The organism is Marinobacter sp. GH_1, assembly GCF_048595985.1.
GTDB classification, from domain to species: domain Bacteria; phylum Pseudomonadota; class Gammaproteobacteria; order Pseudomonadales; family Oleiphilaceae; genus Marinobacter; species Marinobacter shengliensis.
This window is the reverse complement of the sequence record NZ_CP184460.1, coordinates 1,145,827-1,168,175: the sequence shown is the minus strand read 5'-3', so window position 1 is coordinate 1,168,175 and position 22,349 is coordinate 1,145,827. Positions and strand designations below refer to the sequence as shown.

The window sequence follows — 22,349 nt, the reverse complement described above, 5'->3', positions numbered from 1 at the left end:
CCAGCTGCCGGAAAGCCACTCCCTTACGGTGCCTATACTGGCGCCTGAAGCAGCCTGTAATAGGCATGAATAATAACAACTGTATGGTTTATGACGAAACGCCGGGGTAATCCGGCCCAGAGACAAAACATGGATACGTTGAACAGTCTTGCCCTGGAAGTGCCAATTGTGTCGGCCCGCTATGCTTACCGGTTCATCCGGTTCATGGAAAGCCGGGGCGTAAAGCGCCACACCATTCTTGAGGATACCGGCGTTACTGAAGACATGCTCGAAAGTCCGGAGGCCAGCCTGTCGATAAACCAGGTTCTGGCGGTGCTCGGCAAAGCGGACTGGTTAATGACCGATGAACGAGCCGCCTTCGAGTTCGGCCAGCAACTGGATCTCCCAAGCCATGGGCTGCTGGGGTTCGCGGTACTTGGCCAGGAGAATCCGAGGCGGTTGATCAGCATGATCGTGCAGTATCTCCGGGTGGGGCTGCCGTTGATGGATATGGAACTGGCTTCCACCGGCTCTACCTTTCGAATCCGGCTGATAGATACATGGGGGCTTGGGAGCCTTCGCCCCTGCCTGACCAAAATTTACATGGGTAGCATTCACCGGGTATCCAGCCAGGTGTGCAGCCATTTCAACTTCCAGTTCGACTTCCCCAGCGTCATACCCGAAGAGGACTGGAAACGGCTGGCGCCAGGCTGCGAGTTTGAATTCGATGCCAACGTAAGCCAGGTCACCATGCCGCTCAATGGACTACCGATCCGGAAAGACGACGCCAGCCTGGAATTCCTGGTGGCCCGCACCCGCCACGACCGCAAACAGCAAACCCTGGAGGCCGACGAGACGGTCATGCAGGTGCGGGAACTGATCATGAGCCAGCCCGGCCGCCCCTGCACCACTGAAAACATTGCCCGGCGCCTGGACATCAGCCCGAGGACGCTCAGGCAACACCTGGCCAGCGCAGGCACCTCGTTCCGCGAACTGAGAAACGACATCCGGGAAAGCTTTGCCACGCTGTACCTGAAAGACACCAATGTGCCACTGGAATCCATTGCTGAAAAACTGGGCTTTAGTGATCAGGCCGGCTTCACCAAAGCTTACCGGTCATGGACCGGCCATACGCCCGGCGACGTTCGTCGCAAGGCACGCAAAAAAAAGTGAACAGGGTTCAGCTATTAGGTTGATGCTGTTCACGCTTTAGGCAATCCCTCCCCTCTTCTCCGTTTTGGACAAAAACCCTGCCGGGGCAAGCAATGACCCACGCCGCCCCAAGACCGTTAAATGACCCTGCACTCATGCGTGCCCCGCACGTGTGGCAAAGGGATCTTTGCAAGTCCGATTGAGCGGTCCGTCATCGGTGTTGTCTGCAACCCGACTACAACAACTACAGATAGACAGAGGACGAACTCATGAAACTCAGGAACCTCAATACGAGTGTCCGCAAGCTCGGCCCGGCCGTTGCGGCAGCGGCCTTGATGGCCGGTGGTGCAAGCAACGTAGCCGCAGAGCCGGTATCCATTGAACTGGCGTTCGAATGCCCGTTCCCCCTGATCGGAACCCAACCTATCCGCGCCCAGATCAGCGCAGACATTCCCACAGTGGCCAACGTTGGTGAGCCCACCCCGCAGTTTGAAGTCACCGCCATTACCGTAGTGAACGACGACGCCCGCACCGGGCTCAAGCTGGTTGGCTCGGAAACGGTCGAAGGCATCGCAACCAGCTTCAACACCGTGGTGACCGCCAATCGCAGTCTGGAACAGATTGTCGAACTGACGATTCCGCCCACATTCATTCCCAATGTAAGCGGCGAATTCGATGTTCCAGCCTCAGGCCAGGCGCCTGAAGTGCTCTTTACCGAAGACGATATCGGTGAAGCTGAGATTCGCGTTGGCGGGCTTACCCTTGACCTGACAGCCCGCACCCCGAATGGCGATATTGCGCCGGCCCCCATCGGCGAGATTCTCACCGACTGCGTGCAACTTCCGGATCAGGACAATCTGCTGCAAACCATTCTGGTTAGCGGTGAGGTGTCCGAAACGCCGCGTATTGGCGTAAACCGGGAAGACCTGGCCTTCGGAAACGTGCAAGCGGGTTTGACGGCAGAGCAAACCGTCACCGTTTCCAACACCGGTAATGCCGCGCTGGGCATTAACAACGTTGTCATCAGCGGCACCGATGCCGACGCCTTCCTGCAGACCAACAACTGCGCAAGCCTGGCTCCGAGTGAATCCTGTGACGTGAACGTGACCTTCGCTCCAAGCACCGAAGGCACTCGCAATGCAACCCTCACCATCGAGTCGACCGATGCCGACAACCCTGCGGTTGATGTGGCGCTGACCGGCCGTGGTGTACTGGCCCCGACACCGGAAATCGGCGTTAATCCAGACGCTATTGACCTGGGCCGAATCCAGCTGGGCCAGAGCGCATCGGCGGAAGTGACCATCAGCAACAGCGGTAACGAAGTCCTGCTGATTGACAGCATTGCGCTTGAAGGTGCCGGCGCTGCAGACTTTGTTCAAACCAACAACTGCACAACCATAGCCGCCAACGAAAGCTGTACCGTTGAGTTGAGCTATACCGCCAACGCGGTTGGCGTCAGCAACGCCAACCTGGTGATCCGTTCAGACGACCCGGAAACACCGGAAGTCAGCGTTCCTGTCTCCGCTGAGGCCTTTGAGCAAACCGGTTCAGAACTTGAGCTGCTACTCGGCCTGGAAGGCTCTACCTTCATTAAGTCCTCGGGCGGCACCCTGCCCCTGAACGGTTCCATTGCCACCCTGCTGGATCTGGCGACGGGCACCTTCGAGGCCGACCTGGAGCTGGACCCAACCTATGGCAACTTCTCCATCAAACTGCTTTTCAGCAGGCTGAATGCCTCAGCCAATGTTGAATTTGAACAGGCTGACGTCACCACCGGCACGCTGATCAACGGCAAGCTCACCGCCAACTCACAGCTGTACGTGAAAGTGCCCAAGGTGGCTATCAAGATTCTCGGCCTGCCGCTTCGGGTTGGAGGGGGTTCCGAGTGTATGACTCGCGAGCCCGTCAGCATCGACCTCGCTTCGGTTGAAGGCTCCAACTTCTCGCCAGCGACCGGCGGCACCGTCAACGGTGTCTACGATCTGCCACCGCTGGAGAACTGCGGACTGCTGACTGGTCTGCTCAACCAGTTCCTCACCGGTTCCGGCAACACCATTGAACTGGAGTTGACCCCGGAACAGTAAGGAAATCCGGCGTAGCCGGATAACACAGCCACAGCTGGCGATAGCCGGCTGTGGCTACGTCATTGGAAACGTCGAATAACAAAACCAAAAAGGAACAATACAATGAAAAGCCTGAAAAAAACTGCGTTAGTGCTGGCCATGGCGGGCTTGCCGTTTGCCGCACAAGCCGACCTCAAGCCTCTTGACGACGCCCATATGGGCAACATCACTGGTCAGGCCGGTGTCACCATTGAGCTGGAAACCCGGGTGGACATCGGCGAATTCCGGTACACCGATGAAGGCTCACTGTCCATCAAAGACATCAAGATTGGTGGCGCCAACCGTACAGATCTGTTCGAGGAGATCACCGATTTCCGCGACGCCCTGTTCGGTCAGACCAGTGATTTGATCGACAACATCAAGATCGATATCGACATCGCGGATGATGGTGACGCACTGATCAACATCTTCCCGATCACCGCGGCGCCGATCGATTTCGGTATCAGCACCGGTGACTGGACGCTGGAGGGTCATACCGATTCGACCTTACTGGCCAGCAACTTCAACATGGTGGGTGCCTTCACCAAGGTTGGCATCCGCGTTGATACCGCCACCGACACCCTCAACCTGAATACCCAGGTGGGCATCTCCGAGCTGAACGTTGATTTCGACTTCCTGGCCTTGGGCATCCGCGGCCTGAAGATGACCGGCGCTGACTACATGGGCACCCGGCTCGACGGCTCCGCCGCGAATCCGGGCGTTCTGACTCTTGGAGCCACCATTGATATGGACGTGTACAAGGGTACCCGCCTGGGTGGTGCCGGCGACGCCCTGGCCATCGACCTGAACACCTTCGCGGCGGACATGTCGATTGATCAGGTGCTGGTGGGCGGCACCTCTATCGGCTCGGTGATGATGGACAACCTGGTGGTTCAAGACACCACCATGCGCATCTACGGCCACTAAAACCGAAAAGCCCGGCAGCTTGCCGGGCTTTCCCTCACTTTCTGAAAAAGCGTGGATTACGCTCGATAAACGAATCAATCCAGCGTTCCAGGAACGAGTTCCGTTCAGGATTTTTCAAGTACCGCCAACCCAGAATTGAAATGATCAGCGCGCCCAGTGCGTCAACGATCAGATCCCACATGGTATCGGTCAGCCCGGAAGGGTCGCCCAGCATTGGCTTCTGCATGTTCATGCCAAACAGGCTGTCCATGGCAAATTCGAAGATCTCCCACAAGGCACCAACGCCCAGCGCGAACATAAAGGCAAAGAACGCTACAAACCCGGGCTTCATGTGAACGTGGATCTTTTCGGTCTCGTTCATGATGTGAACCAGCAAGAAACCGAGAATCCCCAGCAGGAAGCCAGACATGGTATGCAGCGCCATGTCCCACCACCAGAACCGGTTGTAGTAGTCGTGAATCTCCCCAAGGAACAGTGACGCGAACACGAACCCGATGGCCGCCAACTGCAGTTCCGGGGGAATGTGAATCCGGAACCGCCGCTCAAACAGTATCGGGAACAGCGTGATCACAATGATCATGCTGGTCAGGAACGCGGTAAACCAGCGCTGCCCCCAGATCGCAAGCACCGCCTCAAGCAACAGAATGGATTGCAGAAACAGGGTGATTCTCTGGTGAGTAATCCGAATTCTCATACCTTAATCCTGGTCGGTCAGCCCGGCTGCGGCCCGCAGCAGCTGGTCCATTTCCGAGGCATCCAGTGCCTCGGCTGAAATCAATTCCACCCGGGAAAGCTCCCTGGGCTCGCCCGGCAGGATGGTAACAGCGCCGTCCACAACGTTTACAACGCGCCAGCCATCCCGGGTATGAATGACGGCCTTGAAGCGCTGCAGCCGGTCATCCATGGCCATCGCCAGTATCGCATTTTCGTCCAGCATCAACTCAGGATGAATCCGCCAGCCAATACTATTGTGACCTTGCCCCCGGTTGGTAACCAATTGCCATGGGTTCTCATGAATTGACGGCGGTGGTGGTGTATCCCCCTCCTTGGCATGGTGATGATGGTGCGCATGAGGCTCAGACACCTCGGGTAACGCGGCCGTGCCATCAAGCCAGCCAACCGAAAGGTGGCCATGGTTGGTGTGATACACCGGACGGCCCTCCGGTGCGAGCCGGGCCGCCCATTGATCAAATGCGTGCACCTGGTTGTCTGTGCACAAGTCCGTCTTGTTCGCGACCAATATATCCGCCGCCGCCACCTGGTCCCGGAACTGAACGTTGTCCTGCACCCTGGGGTCTTCCAGTTTGCGGGGATCGACCAGAGTAATCACCGGGCCCAGCTTCAAGACATCCTGATAATACTCGCCCGTCAGGGTATCCAGAATCTGGGAGGGATGGCCAAGACCGGTGGGTTCAATCAACAGCCGGTCGGGCTTGGCACGGGCAATCAGCTGGTTAAGGCCAATCTGCATGGGCAGGCCGGCAACACAACACATGCAGCCGCCGGGAATTTCCCGTACCACGGCTCCCTCGGTCTCCAGGATGGCGCCGTCGATCCCAACCTCACCAAACTCGTTCACCAAAACCGCCCAAACCTCGCCTTCCGGCTTCTGCCGGAGCAAATCAAGGATGGCGGTGGTTTTGCCTACACCAAGAAAACCAAGGATCAGATTGGTAGGAACAGGACGGACGGGATCAGACATGAGTGCGGCCTCAAAAGCGTTACAACATAACAAAAATGAGGCACCCAGTACCAGTGGGGGCGCAACAACAAAAGCCAAACCATTCGATCAGCTCAGAATCGCCATAGAAGCCAGGCCAAAGCAACGATTACAACAATAAACCAGCGAGCATAATGATCCGGCTTGTCATGCTCGTCGCGCTGCGAGGCTGCTACCACCCGGTCGGATTCGTACTGGTCAATCAGAACTCTGGCCCGGTAAACATCCTCATCGTCCACATGAACATTGCTGAATCCGGCAGCACCAATCTCCCCCATCGCACCCTGCAGGTAGTGCCCGCCCACATAGGTGTCGATGCCATTGGCCTCCAACATGCCGGCAACAATGTGTGCCTCGGTGATATCCCGGGCCCGATAGGCTATTTGCAAGATGACTTTCCTCTGTATGCTTGGCCATGGTACGAATATAGTTTCAGCATAGTTCCCTTTTTATAGAGCCCCAAAAGGAAAACCCATGCTCTGGATTCTGCTCGCTGTTGTTGCGCTCATCGTTCTCTCAACCTTCTTGCTGTTCCGGGTGCATGACCTTTCCCACTACGATGGCGGTGACTGGGCGGTGCGGGAAGTGGCTCCGAACCCCGCCCACAACGAGGTGATGGAACGCATCAAAGACATGGGGCGAGCGTCCCGGGGCCTGAAGGGCAAAGCCCGCCTGATTGCACTCAGAAATCATCTGGACAGTCTCGGTGAAGGTGTAGAGGTTAAATCCGAGATTCGCCACAACGATCAACCCCGGGGCGAATGGGTGATTGCACCGGGTGCCGATACCCGCCGCCGGGTGCTCTACATTCACGGTGGCGCCTGGGCCGCAGGAAGCCCCCGCAGTCATCGCGCCATTACCGACCGGTTCTCACAACTGGCCAATGCGGCGGTGTTTGCGTTGGATTACCGATTGATGCCGGAACACCGTTTTATGGACGGCATTCGCGACTGCCGCCAGGCCTATACCTGGCTGCTGAACCACGGCCCGGATGGCGAAGAGAAGGCGGAGTTCATGGTGGTAGCGGGCGATTCTGCCGGTGGTAGCCATACCCTGTCTCTGCTGGCCTGGATTCGGGACAACGGGGTGCGCCAGGCCGATGCAGCTGTTGCCCTGTCACCTTCCACAGACCTCACCCTGACCGCCCCCAGCAACCGGGAAAATATCCGTACCGATCCCTTACTTGGGCCGGTTTTCGGAGGGTTGTCGAAGATTCCGCTACCGGTACTCTGGTGGGGTACCCTGGCGGCGTTTCGCATTTCCCCCACCAATCCCGTGGCGTCGCCCCTGCGCGGAAACCTTAACGACTTGCCGCCCACGCTGATTCACGCCAGCAGCACGGAGATGCTACTGGACAACGCCACCCGATATGCCGCCAAAGCCCGGGCCGAAGGCTCTCCGGTGCAACTTCACACCTGGCAGAACATGGTGCACGTATGGCACATCTTCTCACCCCTGCTGCCGGAAGCGGAACAAGCCTTTGAGGACATCGGTGAGTTTCTGAGCCAGGTGGAGAAGCAACACGCCTGAGGTTGCCTCAGACGGGGGGCGCAGCCTTGTCGTTGCACTGACGGACCACGGAGGCCACGTCGCTCGCCGGCACCGGACGGCTGAACAGGTAACCCTGGAAGCGCCCGCAGCCCATCGCCACCAGCGTTGAGAACTGGGCTTGCTCTTCCACCCCCTCGGCAACCAGGCGCATGCGATGATTCTTGCCAATGGCAATGATGCTCTCGACCATGTTTCGGGCAGGCTCGTCATCAATGATGTTATCCACAAAGCTCTTGTCGATCTTCAGTTCATCGATCGGCAGCTTGCGCAACAGGCTCAGGGACGAATAACCGGTACCGAAATCGTCCATGGACAAACTGATGCCTTCGCGCCGAAGGTGTTCCAGCACTGGGATGACCTGGTCAAAACCTGCCATGAAAACCGTTTCGGTGATCTCCAGGGTCAGGTAGTGGGGGTGCACGCCATGCTTTTGCAATTCAGACAACACCAGATCGGCAAAGCCTGACTGCATAAACTGCATGGCGGAGATGTTCACCGACAGCTCCAATGGCATTCGCGCCTGGTCAAGAATCGTCCGGAAGTCTGAGAGACTCCGGCCCAACACGTAGTTGCCGAGCTCCACCATCAAGCCACAGGATTCTGCCACTTCAACAAATTCATTGGGCGGCACATACCCGAGCTCTTCATCATCCCACCGGGCCAGCGCCTCAACGCCCACTACCCGGCCACAGGCGTCCAGCTGCGGCTGGTACGCCATAAATATCCTGCCCTGGTGAATAGCCCCACGAAGTCGCTGTTCAATGTGCACGCGCCGCAAATAGCCTGCCTCAAATTCGTTCCGGTACAGGCACACATCGTTGCGGGTCCTCTTGGCCTGGTATAGCGCCAGGTGGGCACTTCGAATAACGCTGTTGAATGAATCTCCGTGGTCCGGAAACGCAGCAGCCCCCACACTGGCGCCCAATTGGAGCCCCATTGGTCCGGTGGCCATATGGCGGGCCAGCCCTCGCAGCAGATCGCTACAGAATGCCAGCAGCTTCTCAGGCTCATGGATACGGCTGATCACTGCGAACTCATCACCGCCAAGTCGCGATGCGCCGTATTGTTCACTGGTCAGCTCACGTAAACACCGGGCGAACTCGCTCAGTACCTTGTCGCCGTGTTCCTGCCCGAATCGATCGTTGATACCTCGAAAATTATCGATGTCGAGCAAGACAACGCCAAAGCCCTCGTCGCGATTCACAAGCTGCTGGATCTGGTCAATCATGCCTACCCGGTTGAGTAACGACGTCAGGTCATCGTGACGAGATTGATACATCAGGGCCGAGCGGCGTTTTTTCTCTGCGCGCTCGATCTGGCGCACGAGATAGAAGAGCAGGAAGAATAGGGCGACAAACACCGCCAACAACACCAGGGCACGATCCAGAAAGGTACTCCAGACCGAACGAATATTGGATTCAGAAACAATCCAGAGTTCATAGTCCGGGGAATACCAGGCGCCACCAATGAACGTATCACCGTCTCTATGGCTGTAATAGATACTGGGTTCCGGGCTTACTTTCAGTTCCTCAAGAGACGCATCATTGGCCGCTATCAGGCCTTGCCTGTCCTCTTCACGCTGTTCCGGTGTCCGCTGGATGTCGGCGTACATATCCGGCGTGACGCCTTCGCTGGACATAAACTGCAAATAGCCATCGTGCTCCCGGAAGATCATCACAGAGTCGTCCGCTCCGGTGTGCAGATTGTTCCCGAACACCCCTTTTTCGCCATCGGCGCGGATTCCGGCAGACATCACCGCAATCACTTCGCCGCTGGCATACCTTATGGCTTTGCGGGCGGGAATAATCCAGGCCCCGACCGCCGGCAAATAGTAGGTGCGGCCCACCACCAACCGATCAGACTCCATAGCCCGCTGGAAGCCGTCCCGGGATTCCTCCTGCTCCAACAGGTTCGGCATCAGGCTGACATCCACAGTGGATGTCACTTTCACCAATTGCCCATCCGGCAAGGCCATACCGAAACCTGCGAGCGCCGGGCTGGCCTCCATGATATTGTCGAGAAAGGGCAACACCTCGGGGGTGGCGTTGACAAGATCCAGGCGCACAAGCTCAGCGGCGGCTACGTCCAGGATCAACTCCTGGGTACGTAACACGTTGATGGCAGATTGACTGATCAGCTCAACGCGGGACTGATGGTGAGCTTCCTGGGCACGCAGTGTGGATTGCCAGATACTGGTCAGGATAAACGACAGGACAAGCACACCAACAGCAACAACCAGCCAGAACAACATCCAAAGATTGCGCTTGAAGATTCCCAAATTAACTCCGCCGGAGTGGTTGTTGTTAAAGCTATTCCTCTGTTACTGACGTGAGTATAGGCAGAAAAACGGACTTCGCACGATCACTTGAATTTCACAGACCTGAAAACGCCAGCTGAAGGGCGATGGCGAGCATCATCAAACCAATAACACCATCAATCACCCGCCAGGCGCCCGGCCGCGACAGTAACGGTGCCAGCGAAGAACCCAGCCAGGCCAGCCCACCAAACCAGATAACGGACGCGCTGCTTGCGCCTGCAACAAAACTGGGGGCACTCGATTGCTGAGCACCCACCGCAGGAATCAGCAATAAGGTATCCAGATAAACCTGAGGGTTGAGCAGGGTGACCGCCAGAGTAGTCAACAGCACGCCTTTCAGACTTCTTCGGGCCTCTGCCCCAGCTTGAAGCGCTGCCCTGCCCCGTCCAGCCCTGACAAATGCCTGAATCGCCAACCAGCCCAGGAATACCACACCAAGCCAGCGCAACATCTCCAGAGCTTCTGGCATAGCCATCAAGGCAGCGGTTACTCCAAACATACCCAGAGTGAACAGCAGGATATCGGACGTCATGCATACGCCGGCCGACCACCAGTGATGCTCGCGACGAATCGCCTGGCTCAGTACGTAGGCATTCTGTGCACCAATTGCGACAATAATACCGCCACACACCAGCAAACCGGTCAGATAACTTTCAAACACGCCCGCTCCTCCGAAGATTGAGGGGCCAGACTAACCGCAAACCTATATACTTGAAATTCATCCTGCTAATAGTGCATTAATTATACTTATGATTGATTACAAGCTGCTGGAAGCACTGGCAACCGTGGTTGAATGCGGCGGATTTGAGCGTGCCGGGGACACCCTGGGGCTCACTCAATCCGCAGTTTCCCAGCGCATTCGTACACTGGAGATCAGACTGGGCCAACCGGTGTTGGTTCGCAGTCCCACGCTCGCGCCAACCCCCGCCGGCCGGCGGCTGCTCAATCACGTTCAACAGGTACAACTACTCGAAAGAGACCTGGCCAGAACTTTGCCCGCTTTGACCGAACGAGCCAGCCGATTACGCATTGCGTTGAACGCGGACAGCCTGGCGACCTGGTGGGCCCATGTCATCGGCGAAGTATGCATTGAAGACGAATTGCTGCTGGATCTGGTGATTGAAGATCAGGATATTGGCCTGCGGCGGATGCGGGAGGGCGATGTTGCAGCCTGCCTTTGCAGCAGCCCACAACCCCTTGCCGGCGCTCGATGCGTTGCGCTGGGCACAATGCATTATCTCCCCCTGGCAACGCCCGACTATGTCCGCCGCTATTTTCCGGACGGCATCAATCCTCAAAGCCTGAAACAAGCCACGGCAATTGTCTTCGGGCCAGATGACCTGCTCCAACACCGCTTTCTTGCGCAATGTGGATACGATGGCGCCTTTCCCCACCATCTGTGTCCCTCATCGGAGGGTTTCGTGAAGCTCGCCTGCGCGGGGCTGGGATACGGCATGATCCCGGAGATACAGGCAACCCGGGAGCTGAAATCTGGAGAGCTGGTCAGTCTCGCCCCGGGACAATCACTGGAGGTGCCACTCTACTGGCATTTCTGGCGCCATAGCGGAGAAGCTCTGGAACGCCTGACTCAGGCACTTACCAACAACCGATTACTTGAGAAAAGTCCTCACACGCAGGTCAGGCCCTGACACCAAACCAGTGCGGATACCTCAGCAAGCAGTATATCGCCAGCATGTCATAAACCGCATGCCACACCATGACCAGCTCAAGACTGCCGCTGAGCTGGTAGGCGGCACCCAGCACCAGGCCCAGGCCCGTAGCGACCAGAAAGTAGGTGAATGACACATAGTGTACAAGGCCGAACAGCACAGACGCCGCCAGTACCGCCGTCCAGGGCCCGGTGTATTGCAGCAACCAGCCCTGAACCGCGCCCCGGAACAGGAGTTCTTCACCAACGCCGGCGAGCACAGCCAATGCCAATAATACCGGCCAGCGGTAACCGGACACAAAATCATAGAGCGCTTGCATCTGGCTGCTGAGGTCATCGGGGAACAACCAGGAGTTCTGGGTCAGCAACAGCAGCGAAAGATAGGTAACAGCAGCACCAATCACGCCAAACAAAACCGCCTCGGCAAGGCTCAAGCCGCCAGACAGTATCGGAATACCGAACAGCCAGATGGCCAGAAGGCCAACCACACCAATGCCGCCCTGAAACAAAAGGGCGGCAGATGTTGAGATTGAAGAGCTCCGGCGGTCAGGCATGGATCAGTTAGAGAACAGATCCTTGACCGGGAACAGGTCATCGTAGACGGGCGCCTGTTTCTGGGCCTTTGCCTGGAAGGATTTCATCATGTCGGTGGGGCGGAACATGCCAGACTGCCAGGTAGCCATGTACTTGAGGCTGTCTTCCACACTGTGATCACGGCTGAAGTTAATCATCTCCTTGCAACCGGTTACCGCCAGGGGCGAATTGGCCGCAATCTGCGCTGCAATGGCCATGACGCCCTCCAGCATCGCTTCCTGGGATTCGTATACCGTGTTTACGAAACCAAGACGATGAGCTTCCTCTGCCCCGAACTTACGCCCAGTGTAGGCCAGTTCCCGCACCACGCCCTCGGGCATCAGCTTGGGCAGGCGCTGCAGGGTGCCCACATCGGCGGTCATGCCCAGCTCGGTTTCCTTGATGGTGAAATAGGCATCCGCGGTGCAGTAACGGCTGTCGGCCGCACACACCAGATCCAGGGCACCGCCAATGCAGCCGCCATGAACCGCTGCCAATACCGGCAGCCGCACTCTTTCCAGGGATGTGAGGGTATCCTGCAGCTGCAGCACCACCCGGCGAAGGTTCTCCGCCATCCGGCCCGGATCACCGCTCATGGGCACGGATTTGGGATCGGAGAATACGCCCAGGTCCATACCGGCGGAAAAGTGTTTGCCGGTGGAGGAAATCACAATCACCCGGGCATCGGTATTGGCTTCGATGTCCTGCACACAGCGGGGCAGTTCCAGCCAGAACGCCTTGTTCATGGTGTTCAGGGCTTCCGGGCGGCTGAACTGCACGTGGGCAATCTGGTCTTTTACTTCGATATTAAAGCTTTCGTAGTTGGCTAGCTCAGACAAGGTGTGACTCCTTTGATTCTGTCGTTCTTGGATTGTGTTAGTACTGGCTGACAAACAGGGCAGCTGCCAGTGCCAGGCTGAGGAACGCCACGATCAGGTTGATGGTCATTCCCCAGCGGGCGTTATAGCCATTGGGAAATTCTTCCGGGCTCAGGGTTTTCAACACCGCTGCAAACTGGCGGGTGGCGTAAAAGGCTGTTGCGGCACCCAGCAGAATGAACAGCATCCCCAACCAATACATGGCCACCAGGTTCATGCTGTTGCCCGTCTCCGGTGCCAATGCCGCCAGCAGCAAACCCGCCCGCTCTACCAGAAAGCCGAAGGCGGTCAGCCCAAGGCTGGTGCGGTTCCAGGCCAACAGAGTGCGCTCTGCGGCGAACAGTACCCGGGGGTCTTTCAGGTCAGACATGGTGCGGCACGTATCCTCTAGGCAAAAGGTTTCGTATCATTAGGGGGCACATTACCGCGAAACGAGGCACGATGGAATTTACTTTCCTGGGCACATCCGCCGGAACACCAACCCGGTCACGCAATGTCACCGGACTGGCCCTGAGCCGCTCCGGCCCCAAACCCTGGTACCTGATCGACTGCGGTGAGGGTACCCAGCACCAACTGATGCGCACCCGGTATTCGGTGATGCAGCTACGTGCCATTTTCATCACTCACATCCATGGCGACCATATTTTCGGCCTGCCCGGTCTGCTCACCAGTGCCTCCATGCTCGGCCGCACAGAACCGCTGGATATCATTGCCCCGCCACAGGTCCGCCGCTTTATTGATGCGGTGATTGAAAACAGTGATTCGAGCCTGAGCTACCCGCTGAACTTCATCAACTCCGAGGCGCCGGATTTCTACTGGCAGGATGACCGTATGGGCGTTACCAACGTGGCGCTCTCCCACAGGGTAGCCTGCCGGGCCTATGTTTTTACCGAAAGAAATCTGGAGCGCCAGTTAAAGCAGGAGAAACTGGCGGCGGACGGCATAGAGGCTGGCCCGGCCTGGGGCGATCTGCAAAAGGGCAACGACGTGTTGCTGGATGACGGCCGGTTACTGAAGAGCGACGACTACACGCACATACCCAGAACCGCCCGGCGCATCATTGTGGGTGGCGATAACGACACACCGGAGCTTCTGAAAGAGGCCAGCCAAGGCACTCATGTACTCATCCACGAAGCCACTTATACACAGGACGTGGCCGACCGGGTTGGCCCCTGGCCCCAACACAGCTCAGCCCAACAGGTAGCCCGATTCGCCCAGAGCGTGAAACTGCCTAACCTGGTGCTGACTCATTTCAGCTCACGCTACCAGTCGGTACCTGGCGGCACGCCCCATATTAATCAATTGGCAGCGGAGGCGTTACAGCACTACAGAGGCCACCTGTTCCTGGCCAAAGATTTCGATACCTATCGTTTGGACAAAGACCTGACGCTGAACAAGCTCGATGACCACTGATTACCCGTTGTACCCGGGCGGCATCACCACCCATTCCGGGTCTTCAAATTCACCCAAAGGCCGGATCTCCACGAACGGCGCCGCGCTTTTGATGATGTCCATAATCCGGGGGTCCTTGGTTGCGTCCATGGCATCCCGGTCTGCCTTGCTGTCCCAGCTGGCGATGGCAATCAGCTTGTTCGGCTCGCCGATCTTGCGGTGCAGTTCAGTGCCCCGCGCCCCCGGCGCCTGCTGAATCAGCTCGCTGGCTCTTACCCAAGCATCTGCATAATCCTCCGCCGTGTGGCCGTCCTTCACGGTGACTTCAAAAATATACTTCATAAAGCTGCCTCTGATTTGCCGACCTGTCGTTTCATGGTCCAGACTTGAAGACATAAGTTCAAATTCTGAGCAATGGAGACTGAACCATGTACAAAAAAATACTCGTACCTGTGGATCTTTCTCACATGGACAAGATTCCCAAAACCCTGAGCACCGCCATCGACATGGCAAAGCACTATCAGGCAAGCCTGTGCTACGTGACGGTCACCAATAGCACGCCCGGCGCCGCCGCCCACAACCCGAAAGAGCTTGCCGAGAAACTTGCCGGGTTTGCCCATGAGCAAGGCCAAGCCCACGGCATAAAAACGGACGCCAAGGTACTTGAGTCTGTCGATACGGCCGTGGAACTGGATTCCAAGTTACTGGGCGCCATCAAAGATACTGGCGCAGACCTTGTTGTGATGGCATCGCACACGCCCGGACTGGGAGATAAGCTGCACCTGCTGCGTTCTAACGCCGCTGAGATCGTAAAACACAGCGACATTTCGGTTTTCGTGGTTCGCTGATCGTTGAGGTAGACTGGCCAGACACGCCTGGGGAAGTTGTTGATGTCTGCGCCTGTCATTTTTGCTGTCTTTGCCACCACTCTGCTTGCCGGGTCGTTGTTTTACCTGTTTTTCTATCGCACCTGGCGGCGAAAGCGGGAACTGCAGCAGCCCTTCCCCAAGCCCTGGCGCAGCTGTCTGAAAAAGCAGCTCCCCGCCTACAAACGGCTATCACCCCAGCAAAGAAAACGGCTTGAGCGCCTGGTGCAGCTGTTTGTCTCAGAGAAGGACTATTACGGCTGCGATGGCTTTGAGGTAGACGACAGAGTACGCGTGACCATCGCTGGCCACGCCTGCCTGCTGATTCTGGAACGGCCGTTTTCAGACTACGACGAGGTGCAGAGTATTCTGGTGTATCCGGACGTCTACCGGGCTCAGGGCACTGAGAGCGACGGCCTGGTGGTAAGCCACAGTGACCAGGTCCGCGCCGGCGAAGCTTCCTCCCGTGGCCAGGTGGTACTGGCCTGGAGCGAGTGCGAAAACGCCATCGCCGAGCCACACAGCCCCCATAATGTGATCCTTCACGAATTCGCCCACCAGCTGGACTACCTGGACGGCACCGCCGATGGCGCACCACCACTGTATGGCGAGCAGGCCCGGAACTGGCAGGAAACCATGACCAAGGCCTGGGACCACCTGCAACATCGGCTGGCACACCACCACAAGCCCTGGCTTGACCCTTACGGCGCCACTGAACCCGCTGAGTTCTTTGCGGTACTGACGGAAACCTTCTTTCAACAGCCGGAGCACCTGCTTGAAGCCCAGCCGGATGTCTACAAAGCCCTGTGCGGCTATTATCGGCTGGACCCGAGAGACTTCAGCCGCCAACGCCCTTAACAGCCATCACCCTTTACACCAAGCCGGTCCAGGTACAGGTGCAACTCCTGCTCGCTGATGTTCACGTATTCCAGCACTCGGCCGTAGAGCATCACCGTAGGCACATTGCGGCCACCCAGCTCCTTCTGGGTTTCACTGAGGACGTAAAGTATCGTCCTTTCGGTTTTTGTGAGACCATCCCGCGCATCGGGGATTACCTCGTCTATTCCGCGTAAACTGCTCATATTTCTGAATCCGGTAAGCTGCCCATGGAAATCAAAGTCAATTATCTCGACAACCTGAGGCTTGAGGCCAAATTCGACGATTTCACCGTCGTCTCAGACCAGCCCGTCCGCTACAAGGGCGATGGCTCGGCACCCGGCCCCTTTGATTATTTCCTGGCCTCGTCCGCCATGTGCGCAGCCTACTTTGTGAAGGTTTACTGCAACGCCCGGGATATCCCCACAGACAACATCCGCCTGTCGCAAAACAACATTGTAGACCCGGAAAACCGCTACAAGCAGATTTTCAAGATTCAGGTGGAGCTGCCGGAAGACATTTCCGATAAGGACCGCCAAGGCATAATCCGCTCCATCGACCGTTGCACGGTCAAAAAGGTGGTGCAAACCGGTCCGGACTTCCAGATTGACGTCGTCGAAAACCTGGGCGAAGACGCCCAGGCCCTTCTCACCGCTGCACCGGGCACCGACTCCAGCACCTACATCGAAGGCAAAGACCTGCCCCTGGAAACCACGATTGCCAATATGAGCGGCATATTGGCAGACCTGGGCATGAAAATCGAAATTGCCTCCTGGCGCAACATTGTGCCTCACGTGTGGTCCCTGCACGTGCGCGATACCGCCGCCCACATGTGTTTTACCAACGGCAAGGGCGCCACCAAGGAGGCCGCCCTGTGCTCTGCCCTGGGTGAGTTTATTGAGCGGCTGAACTGCAACTTCTTTTACAACGACCAGTACTTCGGCCAAGACATCGCCAACAGCGAGTTCGTGCATTACCCGAACGAGAAATGGTTCCAGCCCGGCCCGGACGGCGAGCTGCCCGAGGGCATCCTGGACGATTACTGCCTGGAGATCTTCAACCCGGATGGCGAACTGCTCGGTACCCACCTGTTCGACACCAACTCCGGCACACCGGAGCGGGGTATCTGCAGCATTCCCTACGTGCGCCAGTCGGATGGGGAAACCGTGTACTTCCCCTCCAACCTGATCGAGAACCTGTACCTGAGCAACGGCATGAGTGCCGGTAACACCCTGCAGGAAGCCCAGGTACAGTGCCTGTCGGAAATCTTCGAGCGGGCGGTGAAGAAAGAGATCATCGAAAACGAAATCGCCCTGCCGGACGTGCCCGAGAGTGTGCTGACCAAGTACCCGGAGATCGTTGAGGGCATCAAAGCCCTGGAAGAACAGGGCTTCCCGGTACTGGTGAAAGATGCCTCTCTGGGTGGTCAGTTCCCGGTGATGTGCGTGACCCTGATGAACCCAAAAACCGGCGGCGTCTTTGCCTCCTTCGGTGCGCACCCCAGCTTCCACGTGGCACTGGAACGCAGCCTGACCGAACTGCTGCAGGGCCGCAGCTTTGAAGGCCTGAACGACCTGCCCGCGCCTACGTTCAACTCCATGGCGGTAACTGAGCCCAACAACTACGTTGAGCACTTTATCGATTCCAGCGGCGTGGTGTCCTGGCGCTTCTTCAGTGCCAAATCCGACTACGATTTTGTGGAGTGGGATTTCTCCGGCACCAACGAAGAAGAAGCCGCCACCCTGTTCGGCATCCTCGCGGACATGGGTAAGGAATGTTACATGGCGGTATTCGAAGACCTGGGCGCTCCGGTGTGCCGCATTCTGGTGCCGGGCTACTCCGAGGTGTATCCGGTGGAAGACCTGGTGTGGGACAACACCAACATGGCGCTGGCATTCCGGGAAGACATCCTGAACCTGCACCGTTTGGATGAAGACGAACTGACCGATCTGGTGCAGCGCCTGGAAGAGGCTGAGCTGGACGTGTACATGACTATCGTCACCCTCACCGGCATCGAGTTTGATGAGAACACCGTGTGGGGCCAGCTGACCATTCTGGAACTGAAACTGCTGATCTACCTGGCGTTGGGCGAACTGGAAGAGGCCCAGGAGCTGGTGGATATGTTCCTGCAGTTCAATGACAACACCGTCGAACGGGGCCTGTTCTATCAGGCCATGAACGCGGCGCTCGAAGCCACGTTGAACGAAGAACTGGAGCTGGACGACTACCTCTACAACTTCCGCCGTATGTTTGGTGACGAGGTGATGAACGCCGTGGTCGGCTCCATTAACGGCACGGTGCGCTTCTATGGCCTGGAGGAAACCGGCATGGACCTGCGCGGCCTGGACCGGCACCTGAAGATGATCGAGAGCTACAAGAAGCTGCATGCGGCCAGGGCCCGAAAGGCCGGCCTACAACAGTAGGCCGGATACCGGCTTTCACTTGGCCATCAAGTACTCAGCCAGCGCCTGATAGGCAGGCAATGAGGTGGGATCAATTTGAGCGTTGGCAGCGCTCGGGAACGAAGCAAACCGCACAATCACCATATCCGCCGTGGGGTCCACATAGATAGTCTGGCCGTGAACCCCGCGTGCCGCAAAGGCGCCGTGATTGTTGTGGAAGACCCACCACATACTTCGGTAGCTGCCGCCGGGCAAGGTAGCGTAGCCAGCTTTGGCGAAAGCTTCTCTGTCTCCACCTGCACGAATGTTATCGACAACCTCGCGGGGGAACAGCGCTTCGCCATTAACCTTGCCTCCATCCAGCAGTAGCTGGCCAACTCGTCCCAGGTCTCTCAAACCGGCACTCAGGCCACCACCGGCGAAAGGTGTGCCTTTGGCGTCCACGGTCAGGTAGGCATCTTGCTCTGCAGCAATCCTTTGCCATACCCGTTCCGAGAGCAGTTGTGCCATATCCTTGCCGGTCACCCGGGAGATAATCCAGCCCAACGCATCGGAATTGATGGTGCGATACCCGAACACATCGCCATGATCCCCATTCTTCCTGACCGTTTGAAGATACTCAAAGTATCCATTTGGGCCGGAATAGCCCTCGGGCTTGGGCAGGGGGCTGGCAGCCCTGGAGTACATCCAGATATCGGCATTCGGATCAGCATAGTTCTCGCTGAATTGAAGCGCCGTGGTCATATCCATAACCTGGCGAACCGTCGCGCTGCCAAAGGCACTGTCCTTGAGTTCCGGAATAACGGCACTGACGGTTGCGCTTTCGTCCAGATCACCCTCCACCACCAGAATCTCGGCTAGCAGTCCGGTGAGCGATTTGGTCATCGACATCGCTGCGTGCTTGCCGGCCTCTTCCAAACATCCTGAGTAGTACTCGTACACGATCTTGCCGCCGTGCAGAATAAGCAACCCATCCGTGTAGTTGGCCGCCAGCGACTCGGCCCAACTCATTTCAGCTTCTGCTCCCATTGGCACGAAGCTCACCGAATCAATTCCCCGGTCCAGGGCATATGTCAGGGGTACTGGCGCAGACAATCCACGGCTAACCTGTTTGGTCGGCATCAACTCACGGATATGACACACGGTCCAGCGCATCTTCGGAAAGCTGAAAAAATCGGATTCCGGCTGCATAACCAGTTTATCTGCCGGAGGCGGAAAGCCTTGCATCCAGCCGAGACGCACAGGATCAGAAGCTTCCGCAGTCAAAGCGGTTTCGCCGAGCGCAGGGCTCCCGGATAGCACAGCACACAGCGCCAAGGTCTTAAAGAAGCTCGAAAACAAATAACGATCAGCCATATCCTTCACCCTGCCCTCAAAGCCATCCTTTTATCCGGTGATGAACACCGCGTTACCTGAAATCCTAGGCTATTTCAGGGCAGAGCGAACGACATTTATTGCAACACTATTCCGTTACCACCGCTTCAAAGCCGCCGTAGATCAGCCGCTTGCCATCAAACGGCATAGGATTCACATCCGGCTGCAGGCGCGGATCGTCCATAATCTTTGGCATAGCTTTATCTCTTACAGCGCGAGACGGCCACTCAATCCATGAAAAAACCACCGTTTCCTCGGGCTGACACTTCACGGCCATAGGAAACGACGTGATCTTGCCGTCTGGCACATCATCCCCCCAACACTCCACCATTCTGGTAGCGCCGTATTCCTTGAACACCGCTGCGGCCTCGCTGGCGTGCTGGATGTACTTCTGTTTGTTTGCGGTTGGCACGGCGGCCACAAATCCATCGATATAACTCATGACTTTTCTCCTGATTCAGTCTTTCGGTGGCAGCTCCCGTACCTGCCGCACTTCAATGCTGCCGAAGCGTGCCGGTGGAATCCGGCTGGCCAGGTGCAGGGCTTCGTTCAGGTCTCTGGCTTCCAGCAGGTAAAACCCGGCCAACTGCTCTTTCGTTTCGGCAAACGGGCCGTCGGATATCAACACCTCACCATTGCGAACCTGCACGGTGGTGGCCGTGTCGGTTGGCTGCAGAGGCTGGCCGGTGACGTAATTTCCCTGTTCGGTCAGCCGCTCTACTCCGGCCACACACTCCTGGTTCAGGTCATGCCACTGCTGATCGGTCATGGCGTTGATAATGCTCTCCTGGTAATACACCAGAGCAACGTATTTCATGGATTACCCTCCTTCTGCCAGTGGGGCAGGATCTGGTTTGAACTGGGTTCGCCCGCTTTGCGCGATAAACGTCTCCTGCGGGGGGGGGGTTCTACTGTTTAGTCGAGCCAACACCCCGGAAATCGACAGGTCGGGAATATTTTTTCAAACACCGCCAGAAAGGGATTGAAGCCGTCGCTTCAGAAAACGGCGCTCCGGCCCCTGAGTCGCAAGTTCCAGGGCACGCTGGTAGGCAACGATCGCAGATTCGAAATCACCGGCTCTGCGCAACAGGTCGGCACGGGCCGCATGGAACAGGTGGTAGGTCAGGATTTCCTTGTTGCCCAGCAAGCCATCCAGGAGCGCCAGTCCGGCTTCCGGCTCATCCCGCATGGCAACGGCCACAGCGTGGTTAAGTGCTATTACCGGCGATGGGTGTTGGCGATACAGGGCATCGTATAACCGGGCAATTCGCCGCCAATCCGTGTCTTCCGCCCGGCGAGCCTGGGCGTGCACCGCCGCTATGGATGCCTGCAGGGTATACGGAGAGGCCGGCGTTCTCGCCAGTGCCTGCTCCAGCCACTTCAGCCCGAGTTCGATCTGCTTCTGGTCCCACCTTGAACGGTCCTGATCCTCGAGCGTAATCAGATCGCCCTGCTCGTCCTCACGGGCGCTTCGGCGGGAATCGTGCAGTAGCATCAGTGACAACAGGCCGAACACTTCACCCTCGGGAAGCAATCTTGCCAGCACCTCAGCCAGCCGAATGGCCTCGCCCGACAGGCTCACATCCACCAGCGAATCGCCATCGCTCCGGGAATAGCCCTCGTTAAACACCAGGTAAATGACCCGAAGCACCCCGGGCAAGCGCTCGGAAAGCTGCCTCGGTTCCGGCACCTCGTAGGGAATCCCCGCCTCACGGATCTTCTTCTTGGCTCGTACAATCCGCTGGGCCAGGGTGGCCGGCTTTTGCAGAAGGGCGCTGGCTACCTGCTCTGTGGTCAGGCCGCACATTTCCCGGAGGGTTAGCGCAACTCGTGCATCCAACGATAACGCCGGGTGGCAACAGATAAACAGCAATCGAAGCTGGTCGTCTTCGATACCCTCTGGAGCGGCAGCTTCAGAGTTTTCTTCGTCTACCGCCATCAGATGCGAATAGCGCCTGGCGGTCTGACCCCGGCGGATATGATCAATGCCCTTGTGATGGCCGGCCCGGATCAGCCAGGCAACCGGATTATCCGGATGCCCTTCTTCAGGCCACTGGCGCACAGCAGCGGCAAACGCCTCCTGCATGGCTTCCTCGGCCAGTTCAAAGTCGCCTAACAAACGAATAAGGGTAGCCAGCACCTGCCGGGAATGCTGATGGTATAGTTGGCCGATTGCCGGATAGTCTGATGACATTGATTGCACACTGCCGTCCATTGCCTTGAGCGAAGGAAACACCACACATCATTTGATAGCATGGCACATAGATTTTTCCATGCAGGAAGCATTAACAAATGGCAACGCGAATCACCCTACATTACTGCACCGGCTGTAACTGGATGCTGAGATCCACCTGGATGGCCCAGGAACTCCTCACCACCTTCGACGGCATGGTCGACGAACTTACCCTGAAACCCGGCACCGGCGGCATCTTCGAAGTCTGGGTAAACGACACCCGTATCTGGTCCCGCAAGGAACAGGGAGGTTTCCCGGACATCAAGCAATTGAAGCAATTGGTGCGGGATCAGATAGCGCCGGAGCACTCCCTCGGGCATTCAGACAAACCAGCGTAA

General features: G+C 57.4%; 24 protein-coding genes. 10 read left to right on the top strand and 14 right to left on the bottom strand.

All coding sequences use genetic code 11. From position 1 onward, the window contains the following. The first annotated feature begins 129 nt into the window (after positions 1-129). From ACNSOI_RS05430 to ACNSOI_RS05420, 3 genes are all read left to right on the top strand, one after another. Positions 130-1,152, top strand: a complete 1,023-nt coding sequence (locus ACNSOI_RS05430) for a helix-turn-helix domain-containing protein (RefSeq protein ID WP_420195285.1) — start codon at positions 130-132, stop codon at positions 1,150-1,152. 248 nt (positions 1,153-1,400) lie between these two features. Beyond that, on the top strand, positions 1,401-3,215 hold the full coding sequence (locus tag ACNSOI_RS05425; protein ID WP_420195284.1) for a choice-of-anchor D domain-containing protein: 1,815 nt from the start codon (positions 1,401-1,403) through the stop codon (positions 3,213-3,215). 102 nt (positions 3,216-3,317) lie between these two features. Next, positions 3,318-4,160, top strand: a complete 843-nt coding sequence (locus ACNSOI_RS05420) for a DUF6160 family protein (RefSeq protein ID WP_138437703.1) — start codon at positions 3,318-3,320, stop codon at positions 4,158-4,160. A gap of 34 nt (positions 4,161-4,194) precedes the next feature. Here the strand turns inward: ACNSOI_RS05420 and ACNSOI_RS05415 are convergent, their stop codons facing one another. The 3 genes from ACNSOI_RS05415 to ACNSOI_RS05405 form a co-directional block, all read right to left on the bottom strand. Beyond that, the gene (locus tag ACNSOI_RS05415; protein ID WP_058090601.1) at positions 4,195-4,854 is read right to left on the bottom strand and encodes a hypothetical protein; all 660 of its coding nucleotides are present in this window, start codon (positions 4,852-4,854) and stop codon (positions 4,195-4,197) included. A 3-nt stretch (positions 4,855-4,857) separates the two neighbouring features. After that, on the bottom strand, positions 4,858-5,862 hold the full coding sequence (locus tag ACNSOI_RS05410; protein ID WP_420195283.1) for a CobW family GTP-binding protein: 1,005 nt from the start codon (positions 5,860-5,862) through the stop codon (positions 4,858-4,860). Positions 5,863-5,954: 92 nt separating this feature from the next. Further along, positions 5,955-6,269, bottom strand: coding sequence for a DUF2007 domain-containing protein (locus ACNSOI_RS05405; protein ID WP_420195282.1), 315 nt, complete (start codon positions 6,267-6,269; stop codon positions 5,955-5,957). Between the two features lie 85 nt (positions 6,270-6,354). On the opposite strand from ACNSOI_RS05405, the gene ACNSOI_RS05400 reads away from it, so the two are divergent. Further along, positions 6,355-7,410: an alpha/beta hydrolase gene (locus ACNSOI_RS05400; protein ID WP_420195281.1), complete on the top strand. Its 1,056-nt coding sequence runs from the start codon at positions 6,355-6,357 to the stop codon at positions 7,408-7,410. Between the two features lie 7 nt (positions 7,411-7,417). Here ACNSOI_RS05400 and ACNSOI_RS05395 read toward each other — a convergent pair whose 3' ends face one another. Then, entirely contained in the window at positions 7,418-9,709 is a 2,292-nt protein-coding gene (locus tag ACNSOI_RS05395; RefSeq protein ID WP_420195280.1) for a putative bifunctional diguanylate cyclase/phosphodiesterase, read from the bottom strand. Positions 9,710-9,803: 94 nt separating this feature from the next. Next, on the bottom strand, positions 9,804-10,409 hold the full coding sequence (locus tag ACNSOI_RS05390; protein ID WP_106693622.1) for a LysE/ArgO family amino acid transporter: 606 nt from the start codon (positions 10,407-10,409) through the stop codon (positions 9,804-9,806). A gap of 88 nt (positions 10,410-10,497) precedes the next feature. Between ACNSOI_RS05390 and ACNSOI_RS05385 the strand changes: the two genes are divergently transcribed. Continuing rightward, positions 10,498-11,397 (top strand): LysR family transcriptional regulator ArgP, encoded by a 900-nt coding sequence (locus tag ACNSOI_RS05385; RefSeq protein WP_106693620.1) that lies wholly within the window; start codon positions 10,498-10,500, stop codon positions 11,395-11,397. Here the strand turns inward: ACNSOI_RS05385 and ACNSOI_RS05380 are convergent. The 3 genes from ACNSOI_RS05380 to ACNSOI_RS05370 all read right to left on the bottom strand — a co-directional run bounded on the left by ACNSOI_RS05380 (position 11,387) and on the right by ACNSOI_RS05370 (position 13,238). Continuing rightward, positions 11,387-11,905 carry a CPBP family intramembrane glutamic endopeptidase gene (locus tag ACNSOI_RS05380; protein WP_244178159.1) on the bottom strand — a complete coding sequence of 173 codons (519 nt, stop codon included), beginning with the start codon at positions 11,903-11,905 and terminating at the stop codon, positions 11,387-11,389. The genes ACNSOI_RS05385 and ACNSOI_RS05380 overlap by 11 nt on opposite strands. A gap of 69 nt (positions 11,906-11,974) precedes the next feature. After that, positions 11,975-12,829, bottom strand: a complete 855-nt coding sequence (locus tag ACNSOI_RS05375; protein WP_061333335.1) for a crotonase/enoyl-CoA hydratase family protein — start codon at positions 12,827-12,829, stop codon at positions 11,975-11,977. A gap of 37 nt (positions 12,830-12,866) precedes the next feature. Further along, complete coding sequence (locus tag ACNSOI_RS05370) at positions 12,867-13,238, bottom strand: YidH family protein (RefSeq protein WP_058090609.1); 372 nt, start codon at positions 13,236-13,238, stop codon at positions 12,867-12,869. 71 nt (positions 13,239-13,309) lie between these two features. Here ACNSOI_RS05370 and ACNSOI_RS05365 point away from each other — a divergent pair, with 71 nt between their 5' ends. Continuing rightward, positions 13,310-14,281, top strand: coding sequence for a ribonuclease Z (locus ACNSOI_RS05365; protein ID WP_106693616.1), 972 nt, complete (start codon positions 13,310-13,312; stop codon positions 14,279-14,281). On the opposite strand, the gene ACNSOI_RS05360 is transcribed toward ACNSOI_RS05365, so the two are convergent. After that, a complete protein-coding gene (locus ACNSOI_RS05360) occupies positions 14,282-14,602 on the bottom strand; it encodes an antibiotic biosynthesis monooxygenase family protein (RefSeq protein ID WP_286254281.1) in 321 nt (106 codons plus the stop codon). A gap of 86 nt (positions 14,603-14,688) precedes the next feature. Here ACNSOI_RS05360 and ACNSOI_RS05355 point away from each other — a divergent pair, with 86 nt between their 5' ends. Then, positions 14,689-15,108 (top strand): universal stress protein, encoded by a 420-nt coding sequence (locus tag ACNSOI_RS05355; RefSeq protein ID WP_286254280.1) that lies wholly within the window; start codon positions 14,689-14,691, stop codon positions 15,106-15,108. A gap of 42 nt (positions 15,109-15,150) precedes the next feature. Next, positions 15,151-15,984: a zinc-dependent peptidase gene (locus ACNSOI_RS05350; RefSeq protein ID WP_286254278.1), complete on the top strand. Its 834-nt coding sequence runs from the start codon at positions 15,151-15,153 to the stop codon at positions 15,982-15,984. On the opposite strand, the gene ACNSOI_RS05345 is transcribed toward ACNSOI_RS05350, so the two are convergent. Then, positions 15,981-16,208, bottom strand: coding sequence for a hypothetical protein (locus ACNSOI_RS05345; RefSeq protein WP_199008221.1), 228 nt, complete (start codon positions 16,206-16,208; stop codon positions 15,981-15,983). The two genes, ACNSOI_RS05350 and ACNSOI_RS05345, sit on opposite strands and share 4 nt — an antisense overlap. A gap of 24 nt (positions 16,209-16,232) precedes the next feature. On the opposite strand from ACNSOI_RS05345, the gene ACNSOI_RS05340 reads away from it, so the two are divergent. Beyond that, positions 16,233-18,425 (top strand): OsmC domain/YcaO domain-containing protein, encoded by a 2,193-nt coding sequence (locus ACNSOI_RS05340; RefSeq protein WP_420195279.1) that lies wholly within the window; start codon positions 16,233-16,235, stop codon positions 18,423-18,425. A gap of 15 nt (positions 18,426-18,440) precedes the next feature. On the opposite strand, the gene ACNSOI_RS05335 is transcribed toward ACNSOI_RS05340, so the two are convergent. The 4 genes from ACNSOI_RS05335 to ACNSOI_RS05320 form a co-directional block, all read right to left on the bottom strand. Beyond that, a complete protein-coding gene (locus ACNSOI_RS05335; protein ID WP_420195278.1) occupies positions 18,441-19,760 on the bottom strand; it encodes a serine hydrolase domain-containing protein in 1,320 nt (439 codons plus the stop codon). A gap of 106 nt (positions 19,761-19,866) precedes the next feature. Beyond that, positions 19,867-20,220 (bottom strand): DUF1428 domain-containing protein, encoded by a 354-nt coding sequence (locus ACNSOI_RS05330; protein WP_420195277.1) that lies wholly within the window; start codon positions 20,218-20,220, stop codon positions 19,867-19,869. A 15-nt stretch (positions 20,221-20,235) separates the two neighbouring features. Beyond that, positions 20,236-20,595 carry a YciI family protein gene (locus tag ACNSOI_RS05325; RefSeq protein ID WP_420195276.1) on the bottom strand — a complete coding sequence of 120 codons (360 nt, stop codon included), beginning with the start codon at positions 20,593-20,595 and terminating at the stop codon, positions 20,236-20,238. Between the two features lie 144 nt (positions 20,596-20,739). After that, on the bottom strand, positions 20,740-21,972 hold the full coding sequence (locus ACNSOI_RS05320) for an RNA polymerase sigma factor (protein WP_374813245.1): 1,233 nt from the start codon (positions 21,970-21,972) through the stop codon (positions 20,740-20,742). Positions 21,973-22,070: 98 nt separating this feature from the next. Here ACNSOI_RS05320 and ACNSOI_RS05315 point away from each other — a divergent pair, with 98 nt between their 5' ends. After that, entirely contained in the window at positions 22,071-22,349 is a 279-nt protein-coding gene (locus ACNSOI_RS05315) for a SelT/SelW/SelH family protein (RefSeq protein ID WP_106693606.1), read from the top strand.